Origin of the sequence: Bacillus sp. FSL R10-2201, from assembly GCF_038008665.1 — a bacterium.
Lineage (GTDB): Bacteria > Bacillota > Bacilli > Bacillales > Bacillaceae_G > Bacillus_A > Bacillus_A mycoides.
Window position 1 is genome coordinate 653020 of sequence record NZ_JBBOZP010000001.1, and the last position, 14366, is coordinate 667385.

The 14366-nt window shown below is 34.5% G+C and carries 10 protein-coding genes; 6 read left to right on the plus strand and 4 right to left on the minus strand.

Annotated elements, in window-relative coordinates; translation table 11 throughout:
- The first annotated feature begins 138 nt into the window (after nt 1-138).
- Entirely contained in the window at nt 139-1842 is a 1704-nt protein-coding gene (locus NSQ69_RS03290) for a putative bifunctional diguanylate cyclase/phosphodiesterase (protein ID WP_002186931.1), read from the plus strand.
- A 31-nt stretch (nt 1843-1873) separates the two neighbouring features.
- On the opposite strand, the gene NSQ69_RS03295 is transcribed toward NSQ69_RS03290, so the two are convergent.
- A complete protein-coding gene (locus NSQ69_RS03295) occupies nt 1874-3271 on the minus strand; it encodes an amino acid permease (RefSeq protein WP_002186932.1) in 1398 nt (465 codons plus the stop codon).
- 450 nt (nt 3272-3721) lie between these two features.
- On the opposite strand from NSQ69_RS03295, the gene treR reads away from it, so the two are divergent.
- From treR to treC, 3 genes are all read left to right on the plus strand, one after another.
- Entirely contained in the window at nt 3722-4432 is a 711-nt protein-coding gene (treR, locus tag NSQ69_RS03300; RefSeq protein WP_002186933.1) for a trehalose operon repressor, read from the plus strand.
- A 141-nt stretch (nt 4433-4573) separates the two neighbouring features.
- Nucleotides 4574-6001, plus strand: coding sequence for a PTS system trehalose-specific EIIBC component (treP, locus tag NSQ69_RS03305; RefSeq protein ID WP_341098932.1), 1428 nt, complete (start codon nt 4574-4576; stop codon nt 5999-6001).
- Between the two features lie 13 nt (nt 6002-6014).
- A complete protein-coding gene (treC, locus tag NSQ69_RS03310; protein WP_078213700.1) occupies nt 6015-7676 on the plus strand; it encodes an alpha,alpha-phosphotrehalase in 1662 nt (553 codons plus the stop codon).
- A gap of 31 nt (nt 7677-7707) precedes the next feature.
- On the opposite strand, the gene gerKC is transcribed toward treC, so the two are convergent.
- Genes gerKC through gerKA form a run of 3 tightly spaced genes read right to left on the minus strand, consistent with a single transcriptional unit; the run spans nt 7708 to nt 11402 of the window.
- On the minus strand, nt 7708-8832 hold the full coding sequence (gene gerKC, locus NSQ69_RS03315; RefSeq protein ID WP_002125191.1) for a spore germination protein GerKC: 1125 nt from the start codon (nt 8830-8832) through the stop codon (nt 7708-7710).
- Nucleotides 8813-9919, minus strand: a complete 1107-nt coding sequence (locus tag NSQ69_RS03320; RefSeq protein WP_000185782.1) for a GerAB/ArcD/ProY family transporter — start codon at nt 9917-9919, stop codon at nt 8813-8815. Before NSQ69_RS03320 ends, gerKC begins: the two co-directional genes overlap by 20 nt.
- Nucleotides 9900-11402: a spore germination protein GerKA gene (gene gerKA, locus NSQ69_RS03325; protein ID WP_002125193.1), complete on the minus strand. Its 1503-nt coding sequence runs from the start codon at nt 11400-11402 to the stop codon at nt 9900-9902. Before gerKA ends, NSQ69_RS03320 begins: the two co-directional genes overlap by 20 nt.
- Before the next feature lie 402 nt (nt 11403-11804).
- Here gerKA and NSQ69_RS03330 point away from each other — a divergent pair, with 402 nt between their 5' ends.
- On the plus strand, nt 11805-13637 hold the full coding sequence (locus tag NSQ69_RS03330) for a GAF domain-containing sensor histidine kinase (RefSeq protein WP_002125196.1): 1833 nt from the start codon (nt 11805-11807) through the stop codon (nt 13635-13637).
- 1 nt (nt 13638) lies between these two features.
- Entirely contained in the window at nt 13639-14280 is a 642-nt protein-coding gene (locus tag NSQ69_RS03335; protein ID WP_002035350.1) for a response regulator, read from the plus strand.
- The last annotated feature ends 86 nt before the right edge of the window (nt 14281-14366 follow it).

Genomic DNA, 14366 nt, shown 5'->3' on the forward strand with positions numbered 1-14366 from the left:
CAGTGGGGGATGGACAACCCCCCACTGATTAAAGTTTCATTTTATGTAAAGGCGTAGTGTTAGAAAATGAAATATCTCTATTTCTATGAAGAGAAACGAGTTGTGTTTTAGTCAGATAGGAAGCAAGGAGAGGTGCGCATGCTAGAACAAAGAGGTCATGCATTATATGACTCTTCATTGCAAGATTTAAAATTAGCATTAGATGAGTCTTCAATTGTTGCTATTACAGACCGAAATGGTCTTATTACATATGTGAATGATAAATTTTGTAAAATTTCAAAATATAAAAGAGAAGAGTTAATAGGAAAAGATCACCGTATTTTAAATTCCGGATATCATCCGAAAGCATTTTTTCAAATCCTATGGAAGCGTATTTTGAGTGGAAAAGTCTGGACAGGGGAAATTCGAAATCAAGCAAAAGATGGTACGTATTATTGGGTTAAAACAACAATTGTTCCATTTTTAAATGAAAAGGGAGAACCTTATCAATTTATTGCAATTCGAAATGATATAAGTAGTAGGAAAGAAGCAGAACAAAGATTACGATTAAGCGAAAGTCGTTATAGGGAACTTGCTTATCATGATGCGTTAACAAGTTTACCGAACCGTTTACAGTTAATTACGACTGTAAATAAGATGATTGGAGAGAAAATAGAGTTTGGCATGATTTACTTTGATTTAGATCGTTTTAAATTAGTGAATGATACGTTAGGTCATATGATAGGAGATTTACTTTTAAGCGAAGTTGCTTCACGGTTGCATTATGTGCTAGGAGAGAAAGATGTTCTGGCTAGGCTTGGTGGCGACGAATTTGTGCTGTTAACAAAAACTCATACAAATGATGAGATGAGGCAGTTAGCGACATCCGTGTTATCATGCTTTCAAGCGCCATTTATGCTTGAAGGTCATGAAGTATATATTTCAGCTAGTCTAGGACTTTGTTCCTATCCGCAAGATGGAAAAGACGTTGAAACGTTATTAAAAAATTCGGATTTAGCCATGTATAGTGCGAAAGAGCAAGGAAGAAATGCGGCGTGCTTCTTTACAGATGAATTACGTGCGAAAATAAACCGTAGAATGAAAATAGAATTTGCTTTGCAAAAAGCGATTCGTGACGAAGAATTAAAAGTGGCATTACAACCCATTATTGATTTGAAAACAAAGAAATGTACTGGTATTGAGGCTTTAGTACGCTGTAAGACAGAAGAAGGTCCTATTTCACCAAGTGAATTTATCCCTGTAGCTGAAGAGTGTGGACTTATTATAAAACTAGGAGACTGGGTACTAGAAAAGTCATGTCGACTGTTTAAAACTTTACCAGATTATCAAGAGGGACTGAAGTTATCTGTTAATTTATCAATACAACAATTGATGCAAAAGCGATTTATTTTATCTGTTCGTAGTATATTGAAGCGAACAGGGTTTCCACCAAATCGTTTAATATTAGAAATAACAGAAAGTATAGCTGTACGTCATTTTGATTATATTATTGCTACATTACAAGAATTAAGAAGTATGGGAATTTTAATCGCTTTAGACGATTTCGGAACAGGGTATTCCTCATTATATTATTTAAAACAACTACCACTTGATATTGTGAAAATTGATCGTAATTTTATTCGTGAGTTTCATTATGATCATGCACAACCAGAGCGAACGATTGTAAAATCGGTTATTGAAATCGCCCATAGTTTAAATTTATTAGTGGTTGCTGAAGGGGTAGAAACGGTAGAACAAGAAAGTTTATTAAAATCAATGAGTTGCGACTTTGTACAAGGTTTTTATTATGCGAAACCGTTAGATATAGGGGAACTAAAAGAAAAGTTATTAACTGATTTTTAATAAAAAAAGAGAAGCGAAAAGCTTCTCTTTTTTATTGTTTTTTTTGTGAATCTTTCATTAAAACTGGATAAAGAATAAGACCTAATACAAACAAACCAATGCCTAAGAAGAATGTTTTTAAATCAGCAGTTCCCGTTTTAATAACCCATATGGAATATAAAAATGCTAATGCAGTAATGATTCCATCTTTTATTCGAGATCCCGGCATTATATCATACGTTTCCCCCGTAATAACTAATTTTAACTGATACAAGGTAGAAACAAGGTACGGGATTAAATATGCTAATGTCGCTACAACAATAGCGAAATTATATGCTTCTGAAACAGTACCAGAAATCGTTGAGAATAAGAAAATTTGCGTCATCACATTTGTAATAAATAATGATTTTGAAGGACTACCTTTTTTATTTGTTTTACTGAAAAACTTAGGGAAAAGTCCATTTTTAGCAGCCTGGTAAGGTACTTCTGAGCTAACAACGATCCATCCTACAGTAGAGCCGAATAAAGATACGAGTGCAAGTAAGGCCATTATATAAGCACCTTTAGTACCAATTGCTAAATTTAATGCATCTACTAATGGTTTTTGAGACTCTTTTAAAGCGTCTTGTGGAAGAGCGCCCATTGTTAGTAGAGTAATTGCCATGTAAATAAGAAGAGCGATGATTAATCCGAAAATCGTAGCTTTCTTAACATCGTGCTGAGATTTTGCACGGTTAGAGAGCATAACTGCTGACTCAATACCGATAAACGCCCAAAGTGTTGCAATAGCAGCGGAATTTATTTGTCCACCCAACGAAATAGGTTGTCCAGCTTCATTCATAAATGTTTGACCGTCTCCGAAATTAGAGGCGTTGAAAATGAATAATGTAATCACAATAAACATTGTAAATCCGATAATTTTTGCAATGGTAGCAAGAAGATTCATATTTCCAGCTCGATCAATATTTTGAGAAAGAATATATTGAATTCCCCATAACATAAGGCTACATACTAGAAAAGTTAACCCTTTTCCTAGTTCTAGTGAAAATCCATTTATTGAAAAGAGAATTTGCTTACTTTGTAAAACTGGAAAAAATGTTGATAAATATCCAGCAAAGGAAATAATAACAGATGCTGTAGCAGCCCAGTTAGCAGCCCAGTATCCCCAAGCCATACTATATCCTGCAACTTTACCTGTCTTTTGAGAAGTAAACATTGCTTGGGCGTAACTTTGTGGTCCTGCTTTTAATTCTGGTTTACGAATTGCTAAATTTCCAAATACGAGTGCAATCATAAATACACCAAGTCCTGTAATACTCCATGCCAGTGTAGATCCCATTGGACCTGATACGTGTGCTAAATTTGCTGGGAGCATAAATACGCCACCGCCAACCATATTCCCGATAACAAAAGCTGTTAAAACCCATAATCCCCATTTTTTCGTTTCCATTTTTGTTAACTCCTTTGTAGTAAGATTTGCTTAAACATCATTTTTTACTAGCATTTTTGGCAATAAAAAAAGAGCCATGTAGATAAAAAATACCTACATGGCTCTTCGCCTAACGTAGGTACAACGGGAATAACCCTTGTACCTACGCGTAATTTTTCCGCTAGGTTTCAAGGGTTACGTATGATGATGATGTTTTTGTGCAAATGTAACTACAATTGTTGTATAAGTAAGCATAGTTCTTTGCTCCCTTTCTCCTCTGATTTTGAAGTTAGTATACTACATGTTTTTTTGAATGAAAAGAAAAATATAAAAAAATTTATAAAAATACGTTTTAGAGACTAAATATTTACCCATAGTTTTCTTGTACTGGAAAATAAGTGAGAGATTGGCAGAAGAGTATAGCGTGGTATAATACATATAGAACTAGAAGGTGACAAGGGGCTATTGTAGATGATGAGTAAGTATGAACAAATTTATACAGAAATCAGCAAGTCTATTGATAATAAACAATTAAAAGAAGGATGCAAAATTCCATCAGAAACGGAATTAATGAAGCAGTACGAGGCAAGCCGGGGTACTGTAAGAAAAGCTGTAGATTTATTGCAAGAGCGTGGATATGTTCAAAAAATACACGGAAAAGGTGTTTTTGTATTAAAGCGCAAAAACATTGAATTTAACTTTGGTGGTATTGTAAGTTTTCAAGAAGAAAATGAACGTTTAGGACGTTACTGTATTACAGAAGTCGTGGAAATAGAGAAAATGAAAGCGACGAAAGATGTAGCAAAGTTATTAAATGTGAAAGAAAAAACGGAAATAAATCATATTAAACGCGTACGAAATATTGATGGAGAAAAAGTAATTTTAGATATAAACCATTTTGTATCGGAGTATATTCCAGGATTAACGAGAGAAATTGCAACTGCATCGATTTATAAATACATTGAGAAAGAATTAGGGCTACATATTAGCTATTCACAGCGGGTAATTGAAGTGCAACCATGTACAGAGGATGACCGCAAGTATTTAGATTTAAATGGGACAGACTACGTTGTCGTTGTAAAAAACTTTACTCATTTATACGATGGGAGTCAGTTCGAATATACGGAATCACGTCACCGTTTAGATATTTTTCACTTTTCAGATGTGGCGCGAAGAAAATAAAGAGATGGAGCGAAATAATCGTTCCATCTCTTTATTTATAAAAAAATCATCAACTTATATATACGAGTGTTGACTAACTTATATATACGAGTTAATATGTAAGTGTAAACGGTATCAAAAAAAGAAAAGAGGGACGGGAATATGGGGAAAGACTATCGTAAAATAGCAGAAGAAGTGTTGCAGTATATTGGTGGGAAAGACAATATTGAACAAGCTGCGCACTGTGTAACGAGGCTCCGTATCGCTTTAAAAGATGAAAGTAAAATAGATAATGATAAATTGCAGTCTGTTTCATTAGTAAAGGGAGCGTTTCATAACGCTGGGGTATTTCAAATTGTAATTGGTCCAGGTGATGTCGATCGAGTATACGCTGAATTGATAACGCTTGCAGGTATGGAAGAATCGACAGTAGCTGATGTGAAAGACTCTGGAAACCAAAAGTTAAATCCAGCTCAAAAGTTTGTAAAAGTATTTTCGGATGTATTTATGCCGATATTACCAGCGATTGTAACAGCTGGTTTACTGATGGGGATTAACAATCTATTAGGGGCAAAGGACTTATTTTTTGAGGGTAAAAATTTATTAGATGTTTATCCGAACTTAGGCGGGCTTTGGGATTTAATTAATATGATGGCTAATACAGCATTCGTATTCTTACCGGCACTTGTTGGTTGGTCAGCAACGAAGCGCTTTGGTGGTAGTCCAATACTAGGGATTGTTATGGGATTAATGCTTGTGCATCCGGCCTTATTAAACGCGTGGGATTATGGAAAAGCAGCGACTGGTTTAGAGGGACAAAAGATTGAGTACTTCGATATTTTAGGGCTATTCCAAATTGAAAAGGTAGGGTATCAAGGTCAAATTTTACCCATTTTAGTAGCAGCATTCGTATTAAGTAAAGTTGAAATCTTCTTAAAGAAACATGTGCCAAACGCAATTCAATTATTAGTTGTACCAATTACAACAATCGTTGTAACGGGTGTGTTAGCGTTAGGAATTATCGGTCCAGTTACACGTCATATTGGCGATTTATTAACGGCTGGATTAGTTGGCGTATATGAAACGGTACCAGTACTTGGAGCAGTATTATTTGGAGCATTATATGCACCGCTCGTAATTACAGGAATGCATCATATGTTTATTGCAATTGATTTACAGCTAATTGCACAGCACGGCGGTACATTTATTTGGCCGATGATTGCTCTTTCTAACATTGCACAAGGTAGTGCGGCACTAGCGATGTTCTGGATTTCTAAAAATCAAAATGATAAAAGTATGGCATCAACATCAGCAATCTCAGCGTACTTCGGTATTACAGAGCCAGCGATGTTCGGTGTGAATTTAAGAAATAAATTCCCGTTCTATGCAGCGATTATTGGGTCTGCTATAGCAGCGATATTTATTACATTAAATGGTGTATTAGCACCAGCAATCGGAATTGGCGGATTGCCAGCATTTATTTCTATCATTCCGAAATCGATTCCAATGTTTATTGTAGGGATGATAATCGCAGTAGTAATTCCATTTACATTAACATGGTTATTTGCGAAACGAGTAAAACAGAAGTAGGAGGAAATTAAGCATGAAAGATTGGCATAAAAGTGTAGTCTATCAAATTTATCCGAAGAGCTTTAATAGTTACTATAATAAAGAAACCGGTGATATAAAGGGAGTTACAGAGAAATTAGATTATTTAAAGGAACTTGGAGTGGATTATATTTGGTTAACACCGATATACCGATCACCACAAAATGACAATGGATACGATGTAAGTGATTATTACAGCATTGATCCATCTTACGGGACGATGGAAGAGTTTGAAGAGCTTTTAAAAGAAGCGAAAGTACGTGACATTGAAATCATGCTTGATATCGTTGTAAATCATAGTTCAACGGAGCATAAGTGGTTTAAAGAAGCAAAAGAAGATAAGAATAGTCCGTATCGAAATTATTATATTTGGCGTGATGAAAAGAATAATTGGCAGTCTAAATTTGGAGGATCTGCTTGGAAATATGATGAGAAAACAGGGCAATATTTTTTACATCTATTTGATGAGACGCAAGCTGATTTAAACTGGGAAAATGAAAAGCTTCGTGAAGAAGTGTACGATATGATGCGCTTTTGGTTGGAGAAAGGTGTAAAAGGATTCCGCCTTGATGTTATTAACTTAATTTCAAAAGATCAAAGATTTTTAAGTGATGAAGGCACCACTGCTACAAGTGATGGGCGTAAATATTACACAGATGGTCCACGCGTCCATGAATATTTACAAGAGATGAGCCAAAATGTTTTTGAAGGGAAAGATGTAATTACAGTTGGAGAAATGTCATCTACGACAATTGATAATTGTATTAAATATTCGAATCCTGAGCGCAATGAACTAAGCATGACGTTTAGTTTCCATCATTTAAAAGTAGATTATCCGAATGGTGATAAGTGGACGAAAGCTGATTTTGATTTCATTAAATTAAAAGAAATTATGTCTAATTGGCAAATTGAAATGCAAAAGGGCGGAGGATGGAATGCGTTATTCTGGTGTAATCATGACCAGCCTCGTATCGTTTCACGGTTTGGTGATGATGAGAAGTACCGAAATGAATCTGCGAAAATGCTAGCGACAGCTATGCATATGTTGCAGGGCACACCTTACATTTATCAAGGCGAAGAAATCGGTATGACGAATCCTAAATTCGAGTCCATCGAGCAATATCGCGATGTGGAATCGTTAAATATATATGATATAAAGCTGGAAGAAGGATTATCAAAAGAAGATATTATCGGGATTTTAAAACAAAAATCTCGTGATAATTCCCGTACTCCGATGCAGTGGAATGAAGAGATGAACAGTGGTTTTACAACAAGTACACCTTGGATTTCAGTGGCTGAAAACTTTACAGAAATAAACGTAGAAAAAGCATTAGAAGATAAAGAGTCTGTATTTTATCATTATAAAAAGTTAATAGAACTTAGAAAAACGTATGATGTAATTACAGAAGGGAAATATGCTATTTTAGATGGAAATCATCCTAGCATTTGGGCGTATACACGTACTGTAAATAATGAAGTATTACTTGTTATAAATAACTTCTATGGAGAAGAAATAACGTATTCTGTACCAGTTCATGTTCAATTAGATGGTATGAAACAAGAAGTATTATTATCAAATTACAAAGATTCAAGTAAAGATATTACCAATCTTAACTTAAGACCGTATGAGTCAATTGTATATCGTTATATGAAATAAAAGGTTGGATGCCGGCGGGCGTCCAACCTTTTTATTTTAAGACGCCACTATATAAAATCTTTACTTCTACTTCCGGTTTAAATTTTACCTTTGCATAATCTTTATTCCAATTCTTTTTCTTCCATAACTCTGGATGATAAGCGATAAGATTTCTACCTATACCGAAAGCATCACAATTTGCTTTTTGTAACCTGTTCGTTATTTGTTTTGCTTCTTTTGTAAGTTGTTTAGATAATTTTTCATTTAATTTTTTTCTTTCTTCCATTTTGTAAATATTATCTCTTGGAGCCTCAAGGGCTATAACTTTTAGTTGAAGCTTAATGTGAGCATATACATTTCCTTTTCTATCTGTTGTTATTTTTAAGTCTCGCTTTAACTTTCGATTACTAACTTCCATTGTTAAATAATCAGATGTCTTCTCTGATTCATCGCTAGTAAGTTTTTGGGTTATACGGGCACTTGTTCCCATTTTTCCGGTTAATAATACGAATAAAACAGATTGTTTCAAAGGTAAATGCCCAGTTAATTTATCATTGTTAAATAAAGCTAACCCGTTTGTAATTACTTCTTTTCCTTTTATTTTTATAGAAGGGAGGGTAAAGTCTTTACCGGGATCTAACATTTTTGTAGCAGCTGTTTCTAAAGTTTCTTTTGGAAATACACTCATATCTTCTAAGCTTTTCACTTTTTTCTTTAGAAAATCTCCAATTAGTAAATTTCCTACCTTCTTTTTTTCTAGTATCTCGGATGTTTCACCATCTACTGCAATAAGTTTTACTAAAGCAGTTGGGTTTGTTGGGTCCCGAAAGCTGACATCTAAATAGGGGAGTATACCTTTTTTTAGAATTTTGGTTCCTAGTAATTGAACACCATATTTAAAATAGCGAATATTCCCAGTCACATTTTTTTTTAGGGCATCGCTTGTATCCCTTATGTTATGCCCGTTTGCTGAATGTATTTCATTCTCGAATGAAGATTGCTCTCCGCTGGAACTTTTTACGAGTTCAAGCGTTTGCTGAAGTTTATTTTCTTCCGTAATATCATATCCAATGCTATAAGCTAATCTCGCTTCTCTTAATGGTTCTTGATCCCAACAGCCAGAAAGGAATGCACTAGTACATAATATAAAAAGTAATTTAACTCTTTTTTGGAACATACTGTTCTCCTTTCTTATTCCTTATTACTGAATAAAGTAGAAATAAAAGAGGGAGGACAACTATGAAAATATACGTGAACTTATCAGTAAAAGTTGCAATTACTTTTAATTCTTCAGGTGTATCTATAAATAGGGCTACACTAAAAGCAATAATACCAACGATTGGAACAGCCTTTTTATGATTAGCCAGATTGAAGATATGTCCAATTCCTATAGAAGCAGCACAGTAATAACTAGCAATAGAAGCTACAACAGTTATCATCCATATTGGGATGAATAGTAAATCGGTTCGGTCTATAATCCCAATATGCAGAGAACGCAATAAGTAAGCAACTGGCTCTGGAATAAGTTCAACTTGTTTTGGACTAAATACGATAAAGCAAATCCAAACAGTAAAAGTATAAAAAAGAGTTACAAATCCATTAGCGATAGAAATTGCTTTCAGTTTTGCCACAGAACTCCCGTTTACTTTTGGGAAAGCGATAAGAATAATCTCAAAACCATACATAGCTGTAATGGTTTCTTTTGATGCTTGAATAATATTCCACCATCCGGCTTCTGTAATTGGAAAAATGTAAGAAAAATCAGCTCGTGTAAGCCCTAGGGCAATTAAAAGAGCCATTGGTAAAATGAGAATAGAAGCCATGACGTAAAACCGTACGATGACTTTGAACGTATTATAAGCTATGTAACAACAAGCTATTGTAAATAGCATGAGGGTGGCATACCAAGGAGTTGCTTGTAATATCCAAACTTTAATGACATTACAAGCATTTAACATAACCGTCATACCGATAAGGGTAAAATAAAAAACATAAGCAAAACCTAATAGTTTTCCAAACTTATTCCCAAATAGCATACAAACACTTTCATACATATCTGCATCAGGAAATCGTTTTAAGAAAAGCCACATAAGTAAAATAATAAGTTGAATTGCAAGACCAGCGATGAGAGCAGAAATCCATCCGCCACCTTTCGCTATTGGGTGAAGACGGTTTGGTAGAGAAAGTATACCAACTCCGATTTGGCATTGAATAACGAAAAAGGTAAATTGAACAAGTGAAATTTTACTTTGCGTGTTTGTCACCGTTCTCATCCTCTCTCGTTACATGTTGTCGTTGCATTTTTTTCGGTTTTGAATCATGTGGTCGTTCCCAAAACGACCAAATTGGTAGTCGTACAAAAGAGTCTTTCATATCTTTTATCCGCATCGGAGCAACAGGAGAAAGATAGGGGGTATGAAATGAATGTAACTGGCATAAATGAACGAAAGTTATAATGAGACCGAATGATATTCCTACATAGCCGAATATGGCAGCAAGGAGCATTAACGGAAAACGAAGAATCCGAACTGCGGAACTCATATCATTTGATGGAACAAGAAAAGATGAGATTGCAGTTAAAGCTACAACGATAATCATTGTATAAGAAACGAGACCGGCTTTTACAATTGCATCACCAATTACTAAACCACCTACAATACCGATTGTTTGTCCAACTCGGCTTGGCAAGCGAATACCAGCTTCCCGTAATAATTCAAAGATTAATTCCATTAAGAGAGCTTCAAAAATAGGAGGAAGTGGCACTTTTTCTAATGAAGCTTTAATCGTATAAACAAGTTCGAGCGGCAACACATCAGGATGAAAAGCAACTGTTGCGATATATATAGCGGGCAAGAGAAAGGCAATCAAGAAACTGACTAAGCGAATCATTCGGATGAAAGAACCGACAATCCAGCGGTTATTATAATCATCTGGTGATTGATAGAAAGCAAATAACGTAACAGGAACGATAAGTGCAGTTGGATCTCCATCAGATAAAATAGCAACTCGTCCTTCCATTAAATTTGCTGCGACTCTATCTGGACGCTCTGTATTTAATTGTTGCGGAAAGGGTGAGAAAGACGTATCCTCTATAAATTCTTGTATATATCCTGGAGGCATAAGTGCATCTGTCTTAATCGTTTCTAACCTTCTTTTTACTTCTGTAACTAGATCGTCATTAGCTATGTTTTGCATATAAGCAATTGCCACTTTCGTATGCATTTCTTCACCGAGTGTGAAATATTTAACGACGACATGTGGACTTTTTATGAGTTTACGAATAGAAGCTAAATTGGTTGCTAAATCTTCTACTAAACCAGTATGCGGTCCACGGACAATCCCTTCATTATCAGGTTCTGTTATATCTCTCTTTAAAGATAGAGCTGTTTCGAAAATACAAAAACTGTCGACGTGTTCATGAAAATATAAAGATTTACCTTGTAATAAAAGCTGCACACCATAATTTAAATTTGTTTCTTTTTTCATATTTAATGTGGCAAAAGCTTTATCTAAAGACAGATCCGATCGAGTTAATAATGGTTCAAGAGCTAATTGATGAATTAAATTTGGGTCTGCTAAAGATTCGATATATATAATTGTTCCTTTTCCATTTTGGAAAGGGACATCTAATTTTTTTATATCATCTGAATGACAGAGCTTATTTTCAATGTAATTAATATTTTCCGGAAGTGATGGAAACATATGCTTTTTTTTATTATCTTGTTGTGAATTTTTCTGTTCGGCCATAATTTCCATCTCCTTTACATTGAAATTGTTTCTGTTAATTTTTGTTGTTTGTGAGAAAATTATGCTTGGATTATTTGAAAAAAGTAGCTTGAAGGTTACGTTACGTCATCTTTTATACTAAAAAAAATAGGATATAGGGGATGGAAAGAAAGCGTATATTAGATTAGCGATATTAATATATATCTTTTGTACTATAGAGGATAAGCCTAGCGGTATGCATAATTACATCGTTTGATGAATAGGAAATTTATGAGAATCGATTTATACTAATATTGTGTCTTGCCTTTTTAGGTGTAGTACACAGCCGGTGATTGGCTAGTGGAGGTTTTTCCATTTTGCCAGTGCCGGTTTTTTGTTGGATAATAGAGAAAATGAAGTTTTATAAAGAAAGAAGGGGTTGTTTTGAAGGATGTAAATTCTATCTTTATGAGAGAAAAGATTGCTAGTTCTTATCTTTATTTTATTTCTTTTCTTGGCTTGATTACTATAACCATATCTTTACTTGATATTAAAATCCCTTCTTATCCAACGATATTAATATTGTTATTAATATTTATGGGGATTGCAGAGTATTTTCCTGTACGATTTTGGAGAGGAACTAGCTCGCTTACCTTTCCGATAATTTACGCTATGAGTTGGCAGTTTGGAATCCATATGACTATTATTGCTATTGTACTCGTAACGCTAATTATTCACCTGCATCGTCGTTCACCGATACAAAGAATGTTATTTAATAGTACTCAGCATGCGCTTAGTTTGATCTTGGCCGAATGGTTTTCAAATAAATGTATGTCTTTATTAATTAACAAGATAGATATGTCAGTTCTATATGAAAATTTAATATCTTTGTTGTTATTTTGCGTGTTTTTTGGCTTCTTCAACAACCGCTTTTACGATTTGTTAATGATAATTCTTCCGCAGCCATATTCAATCTATCAGTGGTATAAAAAAACTGTAACGGTATTTCTTTGCGAAACTTTTGGTTTCTCTTATGCGGCCCTGATGCATGTATTAATTAGTACATATAGTGTGGAAATAAACGAGATTACAGTACTGTTTTTCTTTTTTCCACTTGTAGCAATTTCAGTTATTAGCTCTTTTTCTGTACGGATAAGGATGGAGAAGGAACGATTATATGAGCTGTTTCTTATTACGACAGAAATTAGTCGTGGACTAACCGGAGGAAACTTGAAACATATTAAACAAGCGCTTAAAGGCTTTTTTGGCATACAAGCATATGTAATATGGACAAAAGATGATGGGAACTGGAATCTTCTATTAAAAGATGGGAAAGTTCGTCTGGATATTTCTGATCATTCAGAAATATCCAAGGCGTTTGAGGGAATCTCTAAAAATCTTGTGTTTCATGATTGGAAAACTGGTACGGCTCCTGGAGATGAAATATTTGATAGCGTCATACGCTCGCTTGTATATTTTCCTCTTATTGTAAATGATGAACTAGTCGGAATGTTTGTTGCAGGGAAAAGTAGAACTGCGGGTTTTTTTCCGGAAGATGTACAGTCGTTAGCTACGTTTTCTAACCAATTAGCTAACGTAGTTAAAACAAGAATATTGATTTCTGAACAGGAAAAAAGAATGATTTTAGAAGAAAGAAATAGAATCGCACGCGAAATTCACGATGGTATTGCACAAACATTGGCCGGGGTGATATACCAACTAGAATCCGCGCAGAAAAAATACCGTGATAAACCAATAGATATGCAGCAAATAGTAGAGAAAAGTATAAAAGATTTAAGAGGAAGCCTAGGAGAGGTTCGTTATTCTATTTATGCTTTAAAACCATATCCGACACAACAATTAGGGCTTAAGCAGGCGATAGCAAGTAAAATAAAATCTTTAAAACAAGAATATGAACTAGATATTACATATCATGAAAGAGGTCATGCACGTGCACTCAGCTTTTCAAAAGAAAGAGTTATTTTTGATACATTACAAGAGAGTTTGCAAAACATTGTAAAACATGCACAAGCAGAAAAGACTGATGTTTTACTTAGCTATCAAAGTGAGCACGTGCTTTTAAGGGTTAAGGATAATGGAGTCGGCTTTTCACTATTTGAGTCTATGGTTAAAACGAAGAATGAGCCACATTATGGTATATTACATATGAATGAACAAGCTGAACAATTAGGGGCTACTTTACAGATTGATAGTTCTGTAGGGAAAGGGACAGAAATTACACTATTAATTCCAGATTCACAAACAAGGGGTGCGTAAAATGATTAAAATATTAGTAGTGGATGATCATGCTTTTTTACGAGACGCAATTCGGAGCATACTAGAGGATGAATCTGATATGAAAGTGGTTGGAGAAGCTAGCTCTGGGGACGGAGTATTGGGAAAAGTAGAAGAATGCAGACCAGATTGTATTTTGATGGATATTAATCTTCCAGGGAAAAATGGGATTGAAGCCACAGAGTTAGTAAAAAAAAATTATCCAAATTGCCGAGTGCTTGTGTTTACAATGTATGAACATGATGAGTATTTAATGGATGCACTTCAGGCTGGTGCTGATGGTTATTTATTGAAGGATTCATCATCGGAGCAGGTAATAGCAGCAATTCGAATGTTATATCGAGGCGATTCAGTTATTCATCCGCGTATGACTAAAAAATTAATTACATATCATCAGCAAAAAATGAAATTAGAATCAAATGAAAATGAACTGACGGAACGTGAAAAGGAAATTCTTTTTGAATTAGTAAAAGGACTTAGTAATAAAGAAATTGCTGAAGCTCTATATATTAGTGATAAAACAGTTAAAATTCACATCAATAAAATTTTTAAAAAACTAAATGTAAAAAGTCGATCGCAAGCGGTGATTTATGCTGTTCGAAATCAATTGGTTCCGTTGGATTAAATAAGAGATATTTAAAAGAACTATCGTGTTTCTTTATTCTATATTACAAAGAATAAAGGGCAAGGTAGTTCTTTTGTACTATTTGG

Coding starts and splice junctions, on each gene's coding strand:
- NSQ69_RS03290 (WP_002186931.1), top strand. CDS start 139: ATGCTAGAACAAAGAGGTCATGCATTATATGACTCTTCATTGCAAGAT.
- NSQ69_RS03295 (WP_002186932.1), bottom strand. CDS start 3,271: ATGGAAACGAAAAAATGGGGATTATGGGTTTTAACAGCTTTTGTTATC.
- treR (WP_002186933.1), top strand. CDS start 3,722: ATGATGAGTAAGTATGAACAAATTTATACAGAAATCAGCAAGTCTATT.
- treP (WP_341098932.1), top strand. CDS start 4,574: ATGGGGAAAGACTATCGTAAAATAGCAGAAGAAGTGTTGCAGTATATT.
- treC (WP_078213700.1), top strand. CDS start 6,015: ATGAAAGATTGGCATAAAAGTGTAGTCTATCAAATTTATCCGAAGAGC.
- gerKC (WP_002125191.1), bottom strand. CDS start 8,832: ATGTTCCAAAAAAGAGTTAAATTACTTTTTATATTATGTACTAGTGCA.
- gerKA (WP_002125193.1), bottom strand. CDS start 11,402: ATGGCCGAACAGAAAAATTCACAACAAGATAATAAAAAAAAGCATATG.
- NSQ69_RS03335 (WP_002035350.1), top strand. CDS start 13,639: ATGATTAAAATATTAGTAGTGGATGATCATGCTTTTTTACGAGACGCA.